Origin of the sequence: Paenibacillus sp. FSL R10-2736 (assembly GCF_038000245.1) — a bacterium.
GTDB classification, from domain to species: domain Bacteria; phylum Bacillota; class Bacilli; order Paenibacillales; family Paenibacillaceae; genus Paenibacillus_AQ; species Paenibacillus_AQ phytohabitans.
Genome location: NZ_JBBOBN010000001.1, coordinates 3,091,669 through 3,111,784 on the forward strand (window position 1 = coordinate 3,091,669; position 20,116 = coordinate 3,111,784).

Sequence of the window (20,116 nt, forward strand, 5' to 3'; positions counted from 1 at the left end):
GCGGCCGTTTTTGTGAGGGAATTAAATTTTGGCGGAGCGAGAAATGGGTGATATAGTATACAAATGATCAATCTACTTGAAAGGGAGTACATACAGATGAGAGATGATCTTTGCCGGATAGGCATTATTGATATTGGTTCCAACTCCATACGGCTTGTAATTTATGATACGACGCAGGCAGGCGGCTACAAAATTATTAAGGAATGCAAGTACTCTGCCCGTCTGAGTGAGAAAATCACCAAAGAAGGCAGACTGGAGAAGAAGGATATGGATACGATTATTCCTGTCCTCCACCAGTTCAAAGAGATTTGTGATGATTTCGAAGTGGATAACATCCGCGCAGGAGCTACCGCCGCAATCCGCAACGCAGCCAACTCCGCCGAGATTATAAGCTATCTGTCTGAAGCGTCATCCATCCGGATTGAAGTGATCAGCGGGCATCAGGAGGCTTATTTCGGATTTCTTGGGGTCATCAATGCCTTTGACATTCAGGACGGGTTCGTCATTGACATCGGAGGCGGAAGCACGGAGGTCACCTTGTTCCGCGGACGGCGTTATCAGCACAGCATCTCTTTCCCGTTCGGTGCAGTCAATACGAATCTGATGTTCAGCCAGGGCGGCAACTGGAACGCTGATCAGGTCCGTAAGCTGCAGCTATACGTTACCGGCAGGCTGGTAGAGCATGATTGGCTCACTACGGGCAACGGGCTTCCGTTATATGGACTCGGCGGAACGCTGCGTTCACTCGGCAAGCTGGACCAGAAGAACCGGGAATATTCGCTGCCGAACTCCCATGGCTACGTGCTGGAAGGGGAGACCATAGAGAAGTTCATGGAGACATTGCCAGCGACTCCATATGAGAAGCGCAAGGATCTGGATGGTTTGTCGAAAAGCCGGGGAGATATCATCGTGTCCGGTCTGGTTATTTTCCATACGGTGTACCATTATATCGGGGCCAGCCGTGCTGTAATTAGCGGGGAAGGCTTGCGTGAGGGCATGCTGCATGATCTGCTGAAGCCGGAGCAGCCGGTCCGTGACAGCGCGCTGGAGTACAGCCTGGATACCATTATCCGCTTTGATATCCGTACCTCCAAGCGGCATCTGGATCATATCTATAAGCTGGCACTCGGCCTGCTGGGGGCTTTTGAGAGGGAAGGTGACCGGGAGGAGCATGAGATGCTGATCTACGTGGCGATTATGCTGCACCGTACCGGCTCCAACATTAATTATTATCAGTCCAAGCGGCATACCCGCTACTGGCTGATGAATTCCCCGATCCGCGGCCTGACCCACCGGCAGCTGATTCTAAGTGCGTACATTGCTTCCTACAGCACCAAAAGCCGGAAGCAGAAATTGTCCCAGATGCATAAGGACATTTTGCTGGCTTCCGACGAAGAGTGGATTCATAAGCTGGGTACGCTGGTGCAGTTAAGCATTGCCCTGGACAGCACCGAGATCGGCATTGTCAGCGGGGTCAATGCCCGGCTGCATAACAATACGCTGGATCTGGAGCTGCAGGGCGGACAAGTTCTTATCGGGCTGGAGGACATTGAGAATGCGCTCAAAGCCTTCAGGAATGCTTGGTCGGTGAAGGTAAAGCTCGGCTTCCCTTCCAGCGGGTAACATTCATAGCAGCGAACTGGCTCCGGAACGGGGCCTTTTTGTCGTCCGCCCGTTCGTAATAACCGTTAGGCTGCAGGAAGCTGGATTTCACATTATCCATCAGCGACAGGTCCAGTATTTTGACGATCTGCTTGCGGATGCTGCTGTCCTTCACCGGACACATCAGTTCAATCCGCCGCGTCAGGTTCCGGGTCATCCAGTCCGCACTGGACAGATAGACCTCCGGTTTACCGCCGTTCTCGAAATAATAGATGCGTGAATGCTCCAGGAAACGGTCGACAATACTGCGGACTGTAATCCGTTCGCTTAATCCTTCAATGCCCGGACGCAGACAGCAGACACCGCGTACAATCAAATCAATCGATACACCGGCCTGTGCTGCGCTGTACAGGTTGTCGATGACCTCCTGATTGGACAGGGAGTTCATCTTGGCGATGATCCGTGCCGGTCTGCCGGCCGCAGCATGCTCTGCTTCGCGCAGGATCAGCTTCTGGAGCGACAGGCTCATATTGGTCGGTGCCACAATGAAGGAGTTCCAGTTATAGTTGGCAGAATAACCGGTCATCTGGTTGAACAGCTCCGAGGCATCCAGGCCGATCTCATGATTGGCGGTGAACAGGCTAAGGTCTGTATACGCCTTGGCCGTGCTGTCATTATAGTTACCAGTCCCTACATGCACATAACGGCGCAGCTCAGGGCCTTCCTGACGGACTATCAGCGTGACCTTGGCATGGGTTTTGAGACCGACAAGGCCATAGACCACGTGGCAGCCGGACTGCTCCAGCTTACGCGCCCAGGCAATGTTGCGTTCCTCGTCAAATCTGGCTTTCAGCTCCACAACTACCGTAACCTGCTTACCTGATTCGGCGGCATTGGCCAGGGCGGTGATCAGCGGGGAGTTCCCGCTGACCCGGTACAGGGTCATTTTGATTGCCATAACCTGCTCATCTTCGGAAGCCTGAATGATGAAGTCCGTCATGGCATCGAAGGATTCATACGGATGATAGACCAGCACATCACGTTCGCCAAGCACCTCGAAGAAGTCCTCATTCTCCTCGAATTCCGCCGGATAGAGCGGCTCGATCGGTGCATGATGCAGGTAGCTGAAGCCCTTGACGCTGCCGGCGAACCCACGCAGGAAGCTGAGATCCAGCGGCCCCTCAATTTCAAACACGAAATCCTCAAGCTCGAATTCAGCCTGCAGCTGCTCCAGGGCATAAGGGTGAATCCCCTTCTGCACTTCAAGACGGGCAGGGACGCCGCGGCGGCGTTTGCGCAGCTCCTTCTCAATCTCCTCAAGGAGATCCTCTGCGCCTTCCTCATCAATGGTCAGATCGGAATTGCGGGTCAGGCGGAATTCACTGACAGCCACAGGATCATACCCGCTGAACAAGGTCTGGATATGCTGGCGGATCACATCTTCAATGAAGACAAACTGCCGTTTCTTACTGTTGGAGCGGTGGGGCAGCGGGATACAGCGCGGCAGATTCGAGGGAATCTGCAGGATTGCGAAATAAGGTTCTTCTTCCTGGCTGTTCTTGCGTGTCAGCACTACTGCCAGATAGATGAACTGGCTGTGCACAAGCGGAAACGGACGGCTCTGATCCACGGCCATCGGCGTTAAGACTGGATAGATGATATCACGGTAATATTGCTCAATGGATTGCTCCTGGGCATGCGTGAGGTCCTTGTAATCGACGAACACGATCCCTTCCTTGTGCAGACTCCGGGAAATGTCCTTGAAGGTACGGTATTGGTCGGCGATGATTTTGGTGACCCGTTTGATCAGACGCTTGTACAGGCCGGAGGGGGTGTAGCCGGTGAAATCCTTTTTGGTATAACCCGCCCGGATCTGATCCTGAATGCCCGCTACCCGGACACTGATGAATTCATCCAGATTGCTGGACACAATCGCCAGGAATTTGGCCCGCTCCATAAGCGGGTTCTCCGGATCCTGTGCTTCGGCAAGGACACGGCGGTTGAATTCAATCCAGCTCAAATCGCGGTTCAGATAGGCTGTTGCGGGACTGGTGTGGTTGTTTTTTTTCTCTTCTGCATTCACGTTCATTGACCCTCCAAGTTATGCTTCAGTCTCTACATTATCTATCGTATTCTATCATTCTACTATTTGCCAAAGGGAGAAATGTTAAAACTGTGTAAAATTTTCGCGAAAACTTAAAAAAGATTGCCGAAGCCACGATAATTCCAATGATAAATATTAAGAATATGTAATAATTAACCCAATGAAAACGCTGCAAATAGGCAAAATATTTCCAAACGTAACAAAAACATAGCCATTGGTTACAAAGTTGTGATATATTCATAACTGTTAGTTTACAAAGCGCCGCAACTCAGAGACCTGGCAACAAAAAAGTACATAGGTCCAGCGTTATCTTGGCGTCACTGGCGGAGCGTATCCGTTATATCCTGGACGCCCACTAATGAAGGAGGCTATTTAATGAAAATCAAGTTCGGAGCCATCACAGCCCTGGCTGCTGTACTGGGACTCGGCACATTGCTCCAAGCCGCCCCTGTTCAAGCTGACAGCGTACATATCGCTGGAGAAGCAACTACCTTTTATACGCTGTCCAATCATTATGACATCAGCGTAGAAGAACTCATGAGCGCAAATCCGCAGATTTCTGCAAGCAACATCTATCCGGGTCTTAAGCTTGCCATTCCCGGCACTGTTCAGGCCAAAACGGTAGCAGTCACAGAATCGGCAGCCGCCGCAGTTGTAACTAACGCAGACTTGTCAGCACTGAGTGTGGAGCCTGCATCAAACACCGTTCAAGCATGGGGTAAAGCTTATACTTATGCCAAATCCATACAGGTAAAGGCTTCGGCCTATTCCTCTGCTGCCAGTGAGAATGGAAAGTGGGGAGCGGTTGATTATTTCGGCAACGCGCTTAAGCTGGGAACGATTGCAGTTGATCCTAGTGTCATTCCGCTGGGTACCAAGGTTCTCGTTACCGGATATTCTCATCCGGGTCTCCCGAAGCAGGCATTCCTGGCGACCGCCACTGACATGGGGAGCGCGATCAAGGGCAACCGGATTGACATCTTCATTCCCGGCAGCCAGAGCTTTGTAGCCGATTTCGGCTATCAATATGTACAGTTGTATATTATTCAATAACCCGATAAATGTATAGCTGCACCATTTACCAAAGGAAACAAAACCCGGCCGTTCTCCGGCAGGTTTTGTTTCCTTTTTTAATTTATAAAAGGTTTCAAGCTATAATTTATCCCTCGGCTTCTATTTGATATACTGGCTCTCCGGTGCATCAGCCGGTTCATTTGCTTTTGCTGACTTCGAACATTTGCGGAACAGTCACGAAGCTATACCCGCGTTTGCGCATAATGCTGATGACTTCCGGAAGCGCCTGTATGGTACCCTGCAGATTGCTGCCCCGGCCGCCGCCGCCGTGCTGGAGTATAATTGCGCCTTTTCCGGCCCTGGAGAGGATATTGTTCCGCACCTGGGTCTTGGATAAGCCTCTCCAGTCCAGGGAGTCGACGTTCCAGTTCACCAGCTTGTAGCCGTGGGCTCTGGCCCATTTCAGCTGCTGCTCACTGATGTCACCGTACGGGGGACGGATCAGCCGCGGTTTGTAGCCCGCAAGAGCCTGGATAATATTCTCGGTACGGATAATCTGGGTGCGGAATTCATTCATCCCCAGCTTGCCGAATTCGGGATGATTGTAGGAGTGGTTGCCGATCGCATGACCTTCCCGGATGATCCGCGCAACCAGACCGGGATGTTTCTCGGCACGGCTGCCGACCACGAAAAAGGTGGCCTTGACATTATATTTATGGAGTACATCCAGCAGCTGCGGAGTAAAGCGCGGATCAGGCACATCGTCAAAGGTCAGGGCAATGATCTTGCGCCGCGGACCCTGGGTCTTGATCGTATCCGGATATTTGCGCAGCAGCTGGCTTAGAGAAAGTCCTTTATTTCTTTTGTGGCGCCGGGCTGAAGACTGGGAGGCGGTGGAGTCGGCCGGAACAGCAGGATCTTCTTCCATAGAGACATTCGGCCCGGCGGAGGCTGGAGCGGATACAGAAGCAGACGCAGCAATCGGGAAGATGCTGGGCAGGATCACTATTATTATGAAGATAAGGAGCAAAACGCGGCGGATTCTTGCCAACTTCATGGGTTACGCCTCCTCTGATCACACAGCTGGATATTTTGAAATACAAGGGTTGTTATTCCCAGCCTTTGCGAATTTATGCTGTCAGCATGTGAATCACCTAAAGATTTAACCTGTCCGTAAATACGTGTATACTTAATGAATACGGGGGGAAGCCCGCCAAATGATGAGAGAAACGGGAAGGATGGAGACAAGAATGACAGATTTGTTTGCACCTTATGAACTGAAGGCCCTCACTTTGAAGAACCGGGTGGTTATGCCGCCGATGTGCCAATACGCAGTTGAGAAGCAGGATGGGATTCCGACGGACTGGCACTTTGTGCATTATGTCAGCCGCGCTGTCGGCGGTACCGGATTTATCATCGTAGAGATGAGCGGGATTCATCCTGATGGAAGAATTACCAATCAGGATACGGGGATCTGGGAGGACGGGCAGATTGCGGCGTTTAAGCGGATAACAGAGGCTGTTCATGCCCAGGGTGCCAAAATCGCCATCCAGCTCGGACATGCCGGCCGTAAGGCGGTGGATGCCAATCCCCCGGTTGCGCCTTCAGCGATCCCGTTTGATGCACATTCCCAAACGCCCCGCGCGCTGACCCGGGACGGGATTACAGAGATGATCGGGGCATACCGGGATGCTGCACGCCGGGCGGTCGAGGCCGGATTTGATACCGTTGAGCTGCATGGAGCCCACGGGTACCTGATCCACCAATTCCACTCCCCGCTGTCCAATGTCAGGGATGATGAGTACGGCAGCGATCCCGCGCTGTTCGGTGAGCAGGTAGTTGAGGCGGTGCGTGAAGTGCTGCCGGCGGAGATGCCGCTACTAATGAGAGTTTCCGCTAAGGAATATGTAGAAGGCGGATATAATGAAGCTTACGCGCTGGAATTCTGCCGCCGCTACAAAGCTGCAGGAGTAGACATGTTCCATGTATCATCCGGCGGGGAAGGCCCGATCGGCTCTAATGGAGGTCCTAACGCAGGACCGGCTTATCAGGTAGAGCTTGCTGAGTACATACGCAGCGGATTGCAGGTACCGGTGATAGCTGTCGGCCGTCTGGAATCCTACGGGGAGGCCCAGGCGGTAATTACCGAAGCGAGGGCCGAACTTGTGGCTGTCGGCCGGGGGATGCTTAGTGATCCGTACTGGGCTTTGCATGCGGAAGAAGTGCTCGGAGGGGTACATCAGGACAATTTGCCTAAACCTTATATGCGAGGGCTTTGGAACAAGAAATAGAAGGCTGTGATTGTGAAGTATGTCACAGATTTTAAGCTCCTTCTAAGGCATGGTTAATAAGATTAAATTTGAAGGAGCTTGATAACGTGGCGACGGTGATAAGTAACGAGCGGCTTGGAGACGGAGTATACCACCTGGTGGTTGAAGGAGGTAACGGCGGTGCGATGGGTCAATTCTACATGCTGCGGGCATGGGGAGCCTATCCGCTGCTGTCCAGACCGCTTAGCATACATCAGGTGAATGACAGCGGTGTTGATTTTTTGTATCACGTAGTAGGGGAAGGCACGGAGATTCTTGCCGGACTGAAGCCGGGAGACAATCTTGAACTCGAAGGGCCATTCGGCACCGGCTTCCCGCATGTGGAAGGTAAGGTTGCGTTAGTAGGCGGGGGCATCGGAATTGCTCCGCTCTATTACTGCGCCCAGGAGCTTCCGGAGAGTGACATCTACCTCGGCTTCAGCAGGGAACCTTTCCGTACCGAAGCCTTCCGTCCGCTTGCTGCCGAGCTAACCGTCGATGTGGGCGGCCACATTCTGGACAGCGTGGATTTCACAGCCTATGATCATATATTTGTCTGCGGTCCCCACCCCATGCTGAAGGCGGCACAGCTAAAGGGCATAGCAGCGGAAACAGCCGGCAAGCGTCCTGACGTATATCTGTCGCTGGAGAACCGCATGGCCTGCGGCATCGGTGCCTGTCTCGTCTGCAGTGTATCCTGCAAGGATGGACAACGGAAGGCCTGCGCAGACGGCCCTGTCTTCCTGGCTGGGGAGGTGCTGTTCCATGATTAATACAACTGCTACTATTGCCGGTGTTCATTTCAAGAACCCGATTGTTATGGCTTCGGGTACGTTTGGCTTCGGCCGTGAATACGGCAAGCTCTATGATGTGTCCCTGCTTGGCGGAATCTCCGGCAAAGGGCTCACTCTCCATGCCAAAGCGGGAAATCCCGGTGTACGCGTGTATGAGACAGCTTCGGGCATGCTGAACAGTGTAGGACTTGAGAATCCGGGAGTGGAAGCCTTCCTGGCCAAGGAGCTCCCATATTGGGAGACACTGGACACGGCGCGTATCGTGAATCTGGGCGGCAACACGCTGGCTGATTACGTGCTCGGCGCCGAGCTGATCCAGCGTGATGCGGATGCCCGACTGCTTACAGGCAAACCGGCAGTGGATATGATCGAGCTGAACATCTCTTGTCCGAATGTGAAGGAAGGCGGCATCGCCTTCGGCGTGAAGACTCCGGCAGCGCTTGAGGTTGTCCGGGCAGTTAGAGCAGCAACCCGTCTTCCGCTGGCCGTGAAGCTGTCGCCGAACGCCGAGGATATCGCAGAGATGGCTGAGATGTGTGAGGCTGAGGGAGCGGATGCCGTCTCACTGATCAATACGATCTCAGGAATGAAGATTGATGTGCGCCGCCGCCGCAGTGTATTTAATAATCTGTATGCCGGTCTGTCCGGACCTGCCATTAAGCCTGTAGCCTTGCGGATGGTGCATCAGGTATCCAAACGAGTATCCATTCCGGTTATCGGGATGGGCGGCATCACCTCTGCTACCGATATTATTGAATTCATTATGGCCGGGGCAGCCGTCATTCAAGTGGGAACGTACAACTTCATGAATTTACGGGCCGGCAGAACGCTTGTCGAAGAACTGCAGCAGTTTATGGCTGAAGAGAATATCAGCTCGCTGGATGAAATCCGCGGTATTGTATAGCTGGAAGGCTGATCCTGCGATTTTGCATAACTTTTTTGCACAGCCTGAGAGATCTTCACTTGCCATGGTTAATATAATGAGTAGGGGGAATTCTGTTATGACATCCGATCAGCCGCATCCTGATGACATTGAGCTGTCTGAAATCACGGTTGGCCGTGACCTGCTGCTGCTAATTACCGGAGGTGTACGTCATATCGGTGCGGCAAGCACCGCTTATATGGATGGTGACACTGCCAGGGTCATGACTTCAGCGGTCCCGCATCATAAGGAGCATACGATCAGCGAATCGGTTGCACTCCGGGCAGCAGCAGCGCTGAACCGGACGGTCACGGTTGTGATGGGAATTCATTATGACAATCTGACCAAAGAGGGCATTATGGAAATCGTAAATATTGTGAATACCAAAGTGGACCAATATTTATTGCAGAATGTTTAACAATTTTTGAAACGATAGTGGCACTCCCTGCGTAAAAGATACCAAATGAGCAACTAACTTTTATTTTGGAGGAATGAACCATGTCTATATTTAAAAGATTGCGTGATCTGACCATGTCCAATGTGAATGCGATTATTGATAAAGCGGAAGACCCGGTCAAAATGACCGACCAATACATTCGTGATATGACCGAGGATCTGGAAGATGCCGAGAAAGCGGTAGCTGCCCAGATCGCTATTGAGAAGAAGTTCAAGCAACTGTACGAAGAGCAGGAAGCTCTGGTGAACAAGCGTAACCAGCAGGCGCACGCTGCTGCTCAAGCCGGTAATGCCGATCTGGCCCGCCGTGCACTGGAAGAGAAGAAATCGGCTGAAGCCAAGCTTGTAGAGTACAAAACCAGCTTCGACCAGAATAAGGCTTCGGCGGACAATCTCCGCGGCAAGCTCGAAGAAATGCGCAAGCAGCTTACACAGATGAAGAACAAACGTGAGACCCTTGTTGCCCGTTACAACGCAGCGAAGGCGCAGACTGAAATCAACAAAGCCATGAGCGGATTCAGCTCCGATTCGGCTTCCGCCGGTCTCAAACGGATGGAAGACAAGATGCTTCAGGCAGAAGCGCAGGCAGAAGCCAGCAACGAGATGAGCTCCGGCAACAAATCGCTGGATGATGAATTCGAGAAGCTGGGTAAAGACCAGGCGGTTGAGGATGAGCTGGCTGCATTGATGAAGCAGTACGACAAACAATAATATATTGGCATAAGCCGGAGTTCAGGCGGTTGTCCACAGGCGAAGGGGAGACAGAACTAGCGGTTTCTCCTTCGCCTTATCTTTGTCTTACCTGGAAGGTAATCTGAACAAGCGGGGGCTAAAGCAATGGATTTCCATACCCTGGTGTCCATGGTAGTGTGGACGGTCAGCGGCGCAGTACTGCTGTGTGTGCTGATGTTCGTGGATTCGCTGTTTACCCGTTATGATGATTTGGAAGAACTCAAAGCAGGCAATATGGCAGTCACTACGCGCTTTGTGCTGAAGCTGGGGGCTCAGGGCTATATTTTATCGTCATCCATTGCTGCGACTAGCCGGCTTGGGGAAGCGCTTGTTGTCTCTATTGTATCTTTTGTACTGTTGTTCGTTCTGGAAAAATCAGCCGAGCTGCTGCTGGGCAGGGTGGGCAAGCTTGATCTCGATCATGGCACTCAGCTGGGCAAAGTCGGCTACGGTCTGCTTGCAGGCTCTCTGCATGTAATCGGGGCTTTAATTATTGCTGCATTTATTCGTGGATAACATACTTACTCTGACACAACTAAGCGGATGCTTTTGAAGCGAGTTTTGCGAAGAAAAATCGACGTAGTGTATGCTAACAAAACTTTTAGGAGGATTGATGGCTTTGGGTTTATGGAAAAGGATCGGTAATATGTTCTCGAAGCCGGAGGCGCCCGCTGCGCCCAAAAGCATGCTCGACCTGTCTCCCGGAGATATTTGCGAAGTATCTCTGGTAACCTACGAAGTAACGGGCCGGACGAAGACCAGCGGCCGCAATGCTGCTGTATTGACGCTTCGCGACGGAAGCCAGATTTCCTATCTGTATATTGAAGAACGGGAACAGCTGCAATACAGATTGTATCATCCGATCGACGGGCGTCTGGATAGCCCTTCCGAGGTACCGGCTACATTGGAGCTGGATGATTGTACCTTTTATCTGGAGGAAGAATACGAGGGGTATGCAGCAGTTACAGGCCAGACTCCATACATGAATGGCGGAGAACAGCATGTCTGGCAGTACCAGTCGGATGATTCACGGCTGCTGCGTGTGGAATGGCAGAATGGCCGGTTCATGCTCTATGAAGGTGAAACTGTCATTCCGGCTGATGTCCGAGTGATTCGTGCGTCTTAAGGTTAACATGGAGCAGAAGAGATCAGTCTGCTAACAACTGAAATGTATTGAGATTAAGGGATGCAACTGCCTGCTACAGGCCGTATGCGTCCCTTTTTGCGTGTGAGCAACCCGGAGCTGAATTTCCCTTTGTAGTGCTGCATGTTAAAATGGGCGTAGCTTAGCAGATGCAGGAAACTGCCAACTTAACAAGGAGGATGGACTACTTCCATGGCTAACCCAGAGAACCATAACAAGGAATATACCAATGATAAATTTCAGCGCTCGGCGCTTCAGGTTAGAGAGGCTCAGGCCCGGTTGACAGCATATGCAACACCACTTACACATGAAGAAGTGCCCTTGAATCAAAGCTGCGGGCGCTATCTGGCCCAGTCCGTTCATGCACCGCATCCTTTTCCGGCATTTGACCGCTCAAGTATGGACGGCTATGCAGTTATCGCAGCAGATACAGCATCGGCTGGCGATAACAGCGTGGTGTGGCTTGAGGTGGTCGATGTTATTCCCTGCGGCGCAGTAGCGTCAAGAGAGATTTCTACGGGGACTGCTGCGCGGATCATGACCGGAGCACAGGTTCCGGATGGAGCGGACACTGTAATTATGTTGGAAGCCACAGAGAGCCGGATGGAAGATGGTGTTACTTATGTGGGCGTTCGCAAGCCGCAAGCGGCGGGTCTTCATATTACGCCGCGCGGCCTGGAGCTGGGGACAGGAGAACTGGTGCTGCCTGAGGGGAAAATAATCGGTGCCGGTGATATCGCTGCACTGGCTGCGCTGGGTGTCGCGAATGTTCCCGTGCATCGCAAACCTAAGGTAGCAATCTTCGCCACCGGGACTGAACTGCTTGAGGTGGACGAGCCGCTGGCTCCAGGCAAAATCCGCAACAGCAACTCTCCTATGCTGGAGGCGCTTGTACGGGAGGCAGGCGGAGAACCCGTAATGCTTGGTGCAATTGTTGATGATCTGGAGCTTGCCCGGAGTAAAGTCCAGATGGCACTGGAGAGCTATGATTTTGTAATTACTACTGGAGGTGTGTCCGTCGGAGATTATGACATTATGGGTGATCTGATCCGCGAGCAAAGCGGCGAAATGCTGTTTAACAAAGTAACCATGCGACCGGGCAGCGTTACAACTGCAGCAGTACGTGGAGGGACTATTCTGCTGGCCTTATCAGGCAACCCGGGAGCCTGCTTTGTAGGGTTCCAGCTGTTCGCCCGGCCTGTCATCGGGCTGATGCAGGGGGCGGCGCGGCCTTTTTTGCCGGAATGGACTGCTGCGCTTGGCGTGGATTATAAGCGGGTAAACTCCTTCACCCGGTATGTCCGGGCCCGGCTGGAGATCCGGGAGGGCGTTCTCTATGCATATCCAGCCGGCGTTGACGAATCCTCCGTGACGGTTACGATCAAAGACAGCGATTGCCTCATCGTCATTCCGCCGGATAGCGGGCAGATGAATTCCGGGGATAAGGTAACCGTACTTAAGCTGCCGGGGGAGATCCGGGGGTGAATAGTGGAGGAGACGGGAACCTCAACAGAAGCGCATATCAGCTTTGAAAGGAAAGGTTAAGGAACTGTGCAGAAGCAAGTAGAGCAAGTAGAGCCCGGGCGCGAACCCGGACGCGCGAACCTGAACCCGGACGCGGACGCGCGAACCCGAACCTGGGCGAAACCTCATAGATGGGTGCTCATCAGCATGGACAAGCGTATGGTCATGCTGAGTATGTCATTTTGTGAGAAAATGTAAGGGGAATACTGGGGTTGAACAACTTATGAGTGCGGATAAAACGTAGGCGTTTAATGTATTTTAACGTTTGATGACTTATTATCCGTTTAATGTATTTTAACGTTTGATGACTTATTATCGTTTGATGTTACTATCGCTTGATGTGTTACTATCGTTTGATGTTACTATCGCTTGATGTGTTACTATCACTTGATGTTACTATCGCTTGATGTATGGTATTATAATTTATTTAATATTTTCACCATATGAAAAATTCATAATAGAAAAGTGACTTACTGGTAGTGCATGAGATGCTTAAGTTTGCTTAAGTTTCATATCGTAGCGGCTTAAATGTTGTACGTAATGCAACTCGGACCCCAAGATATCGGGGTGTTCAGAGAGATTGTTGTATGAAATACAAGAATTGGTTCGCTCAACGGCTTGGGGGAGGAGAATTGATGCCTTTTATACAACAATTCTCGATTATAGCCGGAATCATAAGGGAATTGTTGTATTCTGTGCAAGATTTGGCAAAGTAATCCGTTCCTCCTCACACACTGCTGGTTGAAATCGTAAAATCTTGCCCCAACAGACTAAAAGGTCCAATATTTACTGTGATGAAGGCTAACTTGATATGAATATTTTCAATTCTGCTATGGGCAGCAACGGGATTAATTCTAATATTGCAACATATGAAAAATTCACAATAGAAAATCAAAAAAAGTAGAGCAACCTGCCAGCAGGATCATCCCATCGTGCTCCTATTTTCATAATGCGCCTCCCGAAAGACGGGTTACAAGGGAAAGCCCTAAGTTCTCAGAATACTTAATGAATATCACAAAGAAACCCGGGTCGACTACGACCCGGGTTTCTCGATAATCTAAGCTCAGAAGCAGAAGTACGCTTCAAACCGCTGCTTTGTCGCGTAAAGCCCGAATCAGGCATAAGGATACCCATGATCATCCGCATGCGGCTGAAAAGGGGAGAATCAGGTGTACAAATGCGCTTGTACCCGAAGATATGGTACAGACAGTCTGATAACCTCAATCAACACACAAATACGCCAGTAACTAGCCACCTGTTGCTATATAAAACAGCAGAGCAGCCTAACTTAGTCGCACCCTTTGTCCGCTGACCAGTGCTCAGGATGCGTAAGCGATCCCGGCAGCTTGGTAGCCGAATTTCCCTTAGCGGCTTGCAGCTGCGCTTGGGTAAGGAAGAGGCTATCCCGCAGATCGGCGCCGCTCAGATTCGTGTCGCGGAGGTCAGCGCCGATCAGGTCGGCATGCCGCAGATCTGCACCGCTGAGGTCAGCGGCGATCAGATAAGCGCCGCGTAAGCTGACACAGCGGAGATCGGCCTTACGCAGCTTGGCGCCGATCAGATCTGCCCCGCGGCCGTAGTTTTTCTGCCCCTTGGGAGCCGGTGTCAGCTGCGCCCAAGCGGCATTACGTGCCAATTCGCTGGCGCGCAGCAGAAGTTCATTGACTTCAGCGCGGTGAACAGGCACATCTAGCGTCAGGAGTTCTTCTGGGCTGAGTGTAGTCAGATTCAAGGTCCGTTCTATCATCAGCATAAGAGAATCATGCATAATATCAGCGCCGGGGAATGCTATCGCCTCCCGCAGATACCATAGCAGCTCATGAAGCTGGCGCATCACCGGGAAGACCTCGAACATCTGCCCGGCGGTTTCAGGGGCCTGCCGCCAGTCACGGCCTCCATAGGTCAGATTGGAGACCTTCTGCCCGGCTCCGAAGCAGTCATACACTGTGCAGCCCCGGAAGCCTTTCTCCCGCAGTTCCGTGTGAATTCCGCAGCGGAAGTCCTCCCGCAGATTGGGGCAGGGCTGTCCGGCATTCTTATCTATAGCGAAGTCGGACGAAGCGGCAAAAGGGAGCGCCGCGCAGCACAGGCCAAAGCAGTTCAGGCAGTCAGAATGCAGCTCATGCAGTCCAGTATCCTGAGTTTCAGTCCAATTTAAATAATTTTCAATCAAAGGAATAATACCTCCACATAATTAATGAGACTCAGCCCGAGTCTTCCGGAAATGTCAGACTATTGGGGGGATTCACTCTCCAGACGGCGCTCAATAGCTTCTGACATTGTTTTGTCCGTGAGATGGGCATAGATTTCGGTGGTTTCAGTTGAAGCATGTCCAAGCTGTTCTTTCGTCCTGTAAATATCATTTTGCAGATAATAGTCGGTTGCGAAGGAGTGCCGCAGCTTGTGTACAGTCAGATAAGGTTTGCCGAACCGCTTGGCGTATTTGATAATCATTTCTTGAATCGCCCGCTTGGTCATCCGTTTGCCCTCAGTGCTGCCATTTGGCAGGGTGATGAAGAGCGCTTTTTCCCGTTTGGGAGTCTTGTATCTGGACTGGCGGAGGCTGAGGTATAGGCTGAGATCATCCTTGGCCTGCTCGCGGAAATAGACCGGGGTCTTGAAGGTTTCGTCATTATGACCCTTGCGGAAGACATAGAGCAGCTTGTTGTTCACATCCAGATCATCCACATTGAGATTGACTACCTCGGATACGCGCAGGCCGGAGTTCAGAATCAGACTGGCAATACAGGCATCCCGCTCACGGTTCAGCTGAAAAGAATAATAAGCCTGCTTGTTGGCTTCTACATCCTTGCCATACCCCTCGTAGATATAGCCTACGAATTCCAGCAGCTCCTCATCCTCCAGAATTTTGCCCTTCAGCTTGGCGGCCGTATCCTTCGGTTTGTGAATCCGTTTGATCTCCACCTTGGCCATAATATTGCGCTTAAGCAGCGGATAAAAGTTCTCATCCTCCGCAATCTGGCTTAAATAGTGGAAAAGGGAGCGAAGCGCGGACAGCTTGCGGGACACGGTAACGCGTGTATTCGCACTCTCAGCCCGGGTTGTCAGATGCAGGCGGTAGCCGACGATGCTGTCCATATGCAGGGTCTCCAGATCGAGCAGCGTAATTTCAGTATTGCTGGCAGCCACGGACAGACCTTCACCGCGCAGCCATCCGAAAAAGGATTCATAGTCACGGATATACTCCAGCAGCGTGGAGGGGGACAGATCCGGACGTTTATAATCAATGAACTGCTGGACGAACCAGGGCATCTGCGGCAGACGCTGGTCGAGGTTTTTCCGGTCGGTGGTTTTTTGAATACTGATAGGAATCACCTTCTTTATAGTTTGCCGGAAGCCCGATAGGGCTGTCATTCTATCTTAACATGTTTTAGCATTTTATGGCTTGAATCTGCTTCCGGGAAAGGCAGTGCCCTTGCTCCTGATGTGACAAAGTTATATGATGTGAAGTAAACGAAAACGGCAGAGGTGAACCTGATGGAACTTGGAATCGAGCTGGTTCCTAAAGAGCAGAAGCAGATTATAAGCAGATTAATGCAGTTCTATTTGTATGATTTTACGCGGTACCTGGAGCTGCAGGTGGACCGTGACGGATTGTTTCCGTCTTATCCCGGGCTGGAGGCCTACTGGAACAGCGGTCTAAACAAGTTTGCCTACTTATTCACGGTAGACGGCAATATTGCCGGCTTTGCGCTTGTAGACCGGCTACTGCGTGATCCGGAGGGACAGTTCTATATGACGGAGTTTTTTGTGATGCAGAAATACCGCCGCAGCGGCGTAGGAACCTGGGCTGCACACCGGCTGTTCGATATGTTCCCCGGCGACTGGAAGGTCTCGCAGATCCGCGCGAATACGCCTGCGCGTAACTTCTGGCACCGGGTGATCGGTTCATATACAGGAGGGGAGTTCCAGGAGAGGTTCAACTCCCGGCAAGGCAATCCCAGTCAATACTTCAGCACATTAAATACTAATCGGATTAAGAAATAAATGCGAACGTCTGAACTTGAATAAATTCACCGGTTCATCACATACACTTACCTGAATGACGCGCAACTTTAGGGCGCTTCCAGCGTCTGGTAACTGAGGTGATCACAAATGTCCATGCGTAAGAGTGTATTCGGAGCGGGCTGCATTACAGTTGTATTAGCGTTCAGCTCAGGCTGCGGCAACGGGGCAGAGATTAATTCGTCCGGTGCCGGGGGGATGGCACAGCCGTCCGCAACGACAGCTGCAGTATCCGTTACTCCTGCTCCGGCCGCCACAACTCCGGCTGTAGTCCAAACCGAGCGGCCTGTAGCCAACAAATCAGTCGCGCTGATTCCGGCAGTGCCGGATTATACCGAGAGCGGCAGAGGTTATGTGATTAAGGGAGAGGTTGTACAAGCTTCATTCTCGGCAGATCAGACTTTGCCTTTGGGGTTGTTCATGCCCGAAACAATGGTGCGGTTTGAACAGGACGGAAGGTCTGCCTGGGGCACACAGGATAAACAGAATTATATTACTTTAATTAAACTTGACGGAGCGGATACGGCAGCTGGTGATGGAGAATTTGGGCCAGGTAATGATCTGGTGCTGCTGAAATATAAGGAATACCTCGGAAGCAAAGTAAATGGAAGCCAGACGGCCGAAGCATTCAACTTCACGGCGAAAGATCAGGCTTACAGGGCGGAAATCCATATACAGGATGAACAACGTACAACTTTGCTTCCTGTGTTCATTGATATGCTTAGAGATGTTGAATATATGAAGAAGCAACCGCCTATCACTCCGGGTGTGTTCTTAACAGCGCCGGATGTAGGAAGTGATCCCGGGAAAAAGCAAGCGCTGCAGGAAACGATGGACTGTCTTGAAGCCTGGGCGGCAGGGGATAAGGAGAAATTCGACTCTACTCTGTACTCACCGCAGCTTAATGAAGCTCTGCAGTATTTTCTGGATCATAAGAATGTCTATCATTTCTCCGAATTGACCGTCCGGGGCATTCCTATGGAAGGGGCCAAACGGGCTGCCTTCATCGTCAGCTATACCCGGATGACTTCAGAGGGATATATTATTGATGGAGCTAATGAGATCTCTCTGCTCAAAAACAAGCAAGGTGAATGGAAGATAGCTAGTATTGATTAGCCGTTTAATAAGGTTGTATGCAGATATTAAGTGTGCTATGATTTGCACATATTAGTAGCAGTGAAGGAGTCACTACTTCCCATGGCAGAGCTCAAACGATTTGGTTATGGATTGCAGGCGTTAGTCGTGCTCGCTTCATCTAAGGAACAGTACTCAAGCAGGGAGATTGCTGAACAGATCCGCTGCGAGCCGACAGCGCTGCGCAAGATCCTGTCCCGGCTTACTGAAGCCGGTTATATTGAGGTACGTCAAGGCCGGGGTGGAGGCTATATGCTGGCTAAACAACCCGGAGATATTACCCTGGCAGAGGTATATCTGTCCATGCATGATGATGTACCTATGCTGGACGGCATGCTGGACACTACAGGCAATCATTTGTTTGGACAGAAGGTCCGCCAGTCCTTCGATCAGATTATGACGGATATCCGTTTCCAGGTTGAGCATGTGCTGAAATCCTATACGGTTGCTGATTTGGTGGAGTGACGGCTGGGATTCCGTGGCCGTTCTCCAAACACATGCTTTTTTTGATTTAAAATGTGCAAATAAATGCACAATTTAATAGCACTATTCAATTATGGAGGAGATTAAATGAGAATACACTGGTTTGGACACTCCGCATTTCAGCTCACATCGGAGCAGGGGACGGTAATTCTGATTGATCCGTACGGGAAATTCCTAGGCTACCGGATGCCCCGGGTTAGGGCGGATATACTGGCAGTCACCCATGAGCATAAGGATCATAACCAGGTTCATATCGCTGAAGGCGACTACGAACTAATTAATAACCCAGGGCATTTCAGTGTAAAAGGAGTGGAGATTCATGGGGTGCCCACTTATCATGATAATGTTGAAGGGGCCAAAAAAGGCAGCAATACGGTCTTTGTCTTCACCGTCGACGGACTGCGGATTTGTCATGCCGGTGACCTCGGCCATATTCTGACCCCAGAGCAAGTGGAGCAGATAGGGGAGGTTGATGTGTTGATGATTCCTGTCGGCGGAAGAATGACGCTGGATGGTACTGGAGCAGCGGCAGTGGTGAAGCAGCTGCAGCCGGCGGTTGCCATTCCTATGCATTACAGCACCAAAGCGCTGGGACTGCTCGGCCGGTTTTATTTTGCCAAAGCGGATAAGTTCTTGCAGGCTGCAGGCCGGCCTGTTAACGTTGTAGAAGAGCTGGTGATTACCGGTGAGACCCTTGCCGGACTGAATCACATCTATACTCTCCAATATGAACCAAGCTGAATGGGCTGGAAAAGAGGATTGTTGATGTCAACCCTATCTGTGACCCGGCGTAATCCGCTATATGTTCTGATGACCCTGATTACCGCTTTGGCTGGCGGGGGCATCTTTATGCTGCTGCATCTCCCGCTGCCTTGGCTGCTCGGCCCTATGATCGCTGTGCTGACCGGTTCCAATCTGCGTAAGCAAGTATATATCTGGCCCGGACAAATACGGAATACAGGGATGATTATCGTCGGCTATACGATTGGTCTCTCGTTGACCGGTTCTGCACTGAATCAAATAGCTTATCAGCTGCCCTCTATGCTGCTTATGACTACGCTTCTGCTGCTGTTCTGCGCCGGAATTGCGGTGATTGTATCTAAGGTGTCGGGAACCAACTACAAGACCATCCTGCTGGGAAGTATCCCTGGCGGCTTAACCCAGATGCTGGTGCTGGCCGAAGAGTCGGAGGATATCAATCTTACGGTTGTAACCGTCATTCAGGTGGTACGGCTGATGATGATTATTATCTGTGTGCCGCTGCTGATCTACAGTCCCTTGTTTGCCAGCCACGCTGGCGGGGGAGAGAATACACCTCTTCTGGTTGAATCTGCGGCCGGGTGGGGAGGGCTATTCCCGAATATCTTTTATTTTGGCGTCGCTTGTACGGTATGCGGAATTGTAGGCCAAAAGATTAAATTTCCCACCGCGTATCTCCTCGGTCCGGCTATTATTACGGCAATTCTGCAGATCAGCGGTCTTCAGGGGCCAGCGCTTCCGGATGCTCTAATCAATGCCGCGCAGCTGATGATTGGGGTATATGTCGGACTGCTGCTCGATCCGCGTAAGCTGAACAATAAACTGCTGACTCTATCGCTGGCTGTAGGCAGCGGGGCAGTGCTGATAGCAGGGGCGTATGGCCTCAGTCTGCTGTTCGCTTATCTGGATTCGGTATCATCAGCAACCGCGCTGCTCAGTCTTGCTCCCGGAGGGATGGATCAGATGAGTCTGATCGCGCATGAGGTAGGGGCGGATTTGCCAACGGTGGCGGGCTATCAGTTATTCCGGACGTTTTTCATCTTTTTTGCGGTTCCGCCGTTGTTTAAATGGATCTTCCGGGAGAAAAAACGCAAGACGGTAACGGTTAGTTAA

Annotated in this window: 19 protein-coding genes; 15 read left to right on the forward strand and 4 right to left on the reverse strand. The window is 51.4% G+C overall.

The features are described from left to right. Positions 1–96: 96 nt before the first annotated feature. Positions 97–1,623, forward strand: a complete 1,527-nt coding sequence (locus NSQ73_RS13350) for a Ppx/GppA phosphatase family protein (protein WP_042137803.1) — start codon at positions 97–99, stop codon at positions 1,621–1,623. Here the strand turns inward: NSQ73_RS13350 and ppk1 are convergent. Beyond that, a complete protein-coding gene (ppk1, locus tag NSQ73_RS13355; RefSeq protein ID WP_042137801.1) occupies positions 1,571–3,691 on the reverse strand; it encodes a polyphosphate kinase 1 in 2,121 nt (706 codons plus the stop codon). The genes NSQ73_RS13350 and ppk1 overlap by 53 nt on opposite strands. A 390-nt stretch (positions 3,692–4,081) precedes the next feature. Between ppk1 and NSQ73_RS13360 the strand changes: the two genes are divergently transcribed. Further along, on the forward strand, positions 4,082–4,759 hold the full coding sequence (locus tag NSQ73_RS13360) for a 3D domain-containing protein (protein WP_039299072.1): 678 nt from the start codon (positions 4,082–4,084) through the stop codon (positions 4,757–4,759). Between the two features lie 157 nt (positions 4,760–4,916). Here the strand turns inward: NSQ73_RS13360 and NSQ73_RS13365 are convergent, their stop codons facing one another. Then, positions 4,917–5,777, reverse strand: coding sequence for a polysaccharide deacetylase family protein (locus tag NSQ73_RS13365; protein WP_340986781.1), 861 nt, complete (start codon positions 5,775–5,777; stop codon positions 4,917–4,919). A 193-nt stretch (positions 5,778–5,970) separates the two neighbouring features. On the opposite strand from NSQ73_RS13365, the gene NSQ73_RS13370 reads away from it, so the two are divergent. The 8 genes from NSQ73_RS13370 to NSQ73_RS13405 all read left to right on the forward strand — a co-directional run bounded on the left by NSQ73_RS13370 (position 5,971) and on the right by NSQ73_RS13405 (position 12,562). After that, on the forward strand, positions 5,971–7,011 hold the full coding sequence (locus tag NSQ73_RS13370; protein ID WP_340989268.1) for an NADH:flavin oxidoreductase/NADH oxidase: 1,041 nt from the start codon (positions 5,971–5,973) through the stop codon (positions 7,009–7,011). Positions 7,012–7,097: 86 nt separating this feature from the next. Beyond that, on the forward strand, positions 7,098–7,802 hold the full coding sequence (locus NSQ73_RS13375; protein WP_340986782.1) for a dihydroorotate dehydrogenase electron transfer subunit: 705 nt from the start codon (positions 7,098–7,100) through the stop codon (positions 7,800–7,802). Beyond that, positions 7,795–8,727 carry a dihydroorotate dehydrogenase gene (locus NSQ73_RS13380; protein ID WP_340986784.1) on the forward strand — a complete coding sequence of 311 codons (933 nt, stop codon included), beginning with the start codon at positions 7,795–7,797 and terminating at the stop codon, positions 8,725–8,727. The genes NSQ73_RS13375 and NSQ73_RS13380 overlap by 8 nt, the downstream gene beginning before the upstream one ends. A gap of 97 nt (positions 8,728–8,824) precedes the next feature. Then, positions 8,825–9,163, forward strand: coding sequence for a prenylated flavin chaperone LpdD (gene lpdD / locus NSQ73_RS13385; protein WP_340986785.1), 339 nt, complete (start codon positions 8,825–8,827; stop codon positions 9,161–9,163). 80 nt (positions 9,164–9,243) lie between these two features. Then, positions 9,244–9,912: a PspA/IM30 family protein gene (locus NSQ73_RS13390; protein WP_039299055.1), complete on the forward strand. Its 669-nt coding sequence runs from the start codon at positions 9,244–9,246 to the stop codon at positions 9,910–9,912. A gap of 126 nt (positions 9,913–10,038) precedes the next feature. Continuing rightward, positions 10,039–10,449, forward strand: coding sequence for a DUF350 domain-containing protein (locus tag NSQ73_RS13395; RefSeq protein WP_340986786.1), 411 nt, complete (start codon positions 10,039–10,041; stop codon positions 10,447–10,449). Between the two features lie 103 nt (positions 10,450–10,552). Then, a complete protein-coding gene (locus NSQ73_RS13400; protein ID WP_039299317.1) occupies positions 10,553–11,059 on the forward strand; it encodes a DUF4178 domain-containing protein in 507 nt (168 codons plus the stop codon). A 210-nt stretch (positions 11,060–11,269) separates the two neighbouring features. Continuing rightward, the gene (locus NSQ73_RS13405) at positions 11,270–12,562 is read left to right on the forward strand and encodes a molybdopterin molybdotransferase MoeA (protein WP_340986787.1); all 1,293 of its coding nucleotides are present in this window, start codon (positions 11,270–11,272) and stop codon (positions 12,560–12,562) included. 1,327 nt (positions 12,563–13,889) lie between these two features. Here NSQ73_RS13405 and NSQ73_RS13410 read toward each other — a convergent pair. Continuing rightward, on the reverse strand, positions 13,890–14,774 hold the full coding sequence (locus NSQ73_RS13410) for a pentapeptide repeat-containing protein (RefSeq protein WP_445669494.1): 885 nt from the start codon (positions 14,772–14,774) through the stop codon (positions 13,890–13,892). A gap of 59 nt (positions 14,775–14,833) precedes the next feature. Then, the gene (gene xerS, locus NSQ73_RS13415; RefSeq protein ID WP_340948932.1) at positions 14,834–15,928 is read right to left on the reverse strand and encodes a tyrosine recombinase XerS; all 1,095 of its coding nucleotides are present in this window, start codon (positions 15,926–15,928) and stop codon (positions 14,834–14,836) included. 171 nt (positions 15,929–16,099) lie between these two features. Between xerS and NSQ73_RS13420 the strand changes: the two genes are divergently transcribed. The 5 genes from NSQ73_RS13420 (at position 16,100) to NSQ73_RS13440 (ending at position 20,116) form a co-directional block, all read left to right on the forward strand. After that, positions 16,100–16,609 (forward strand): GNAT family N-acetyltransferase, encoded by a 510-nt coding sequence (locus NSQ73_RS13420; RefSeq protein ID WP_039299018.1) that lies wholly within the window; start codon positions 16,100–16,102, stop codon positions 16,607–16,609. Between the two features lie 108 nt (positions 16,610–16,717). Further along, positions 16,718–17,743 (forward strand): hypothetical protein, encoded by a 1,026-nt coding sequence (locus NSQ73_RS13425; protein ID WP_340986788.1) that lies wholly within the window; start codon positions 16,718–16,720, stop codon positions 17,741–17,743. Between the two features lie 81 nt (positions 17,744–17,824). Continuing rightward, the gene (locus tag NSQ73_RS13430; RefSeq protein ID WP_340986789.1) at positions 17,825–18,226 is read left to right on the forward strand and encodes an RrF2 family transcriptional regulator; all 402 of its coding nucleotides are present in this window, start codon (positions 17,825–17,827) and stop codon (positions 18,224–18,226) included. A gap of 105 nt (positions 18,227–18,331) precedes the next feature. Next, positions 18,332–18,985: an MBL fold metallo-hydrolase gene (locus NSQ73_RS13435; RefSeq protein WP_340986790.1), complete on the forward strand. Its 654-nt coding sequence runs from the start codon at positions 18,332–18,334 to the stop codon at positions 18,983–18,985. Positions 18,986–19,009: 24 nt separating this feature from the next. Then, a complete protein-coding gene (locus NSQ73_RS13440; RefSeq protein ID WP_340986791.1) occupies positions 19,010–20,116 on the forward strand; it encodes an AbrB family transcriptional regulator in 1,107 nt (368 codons plus the stop codon).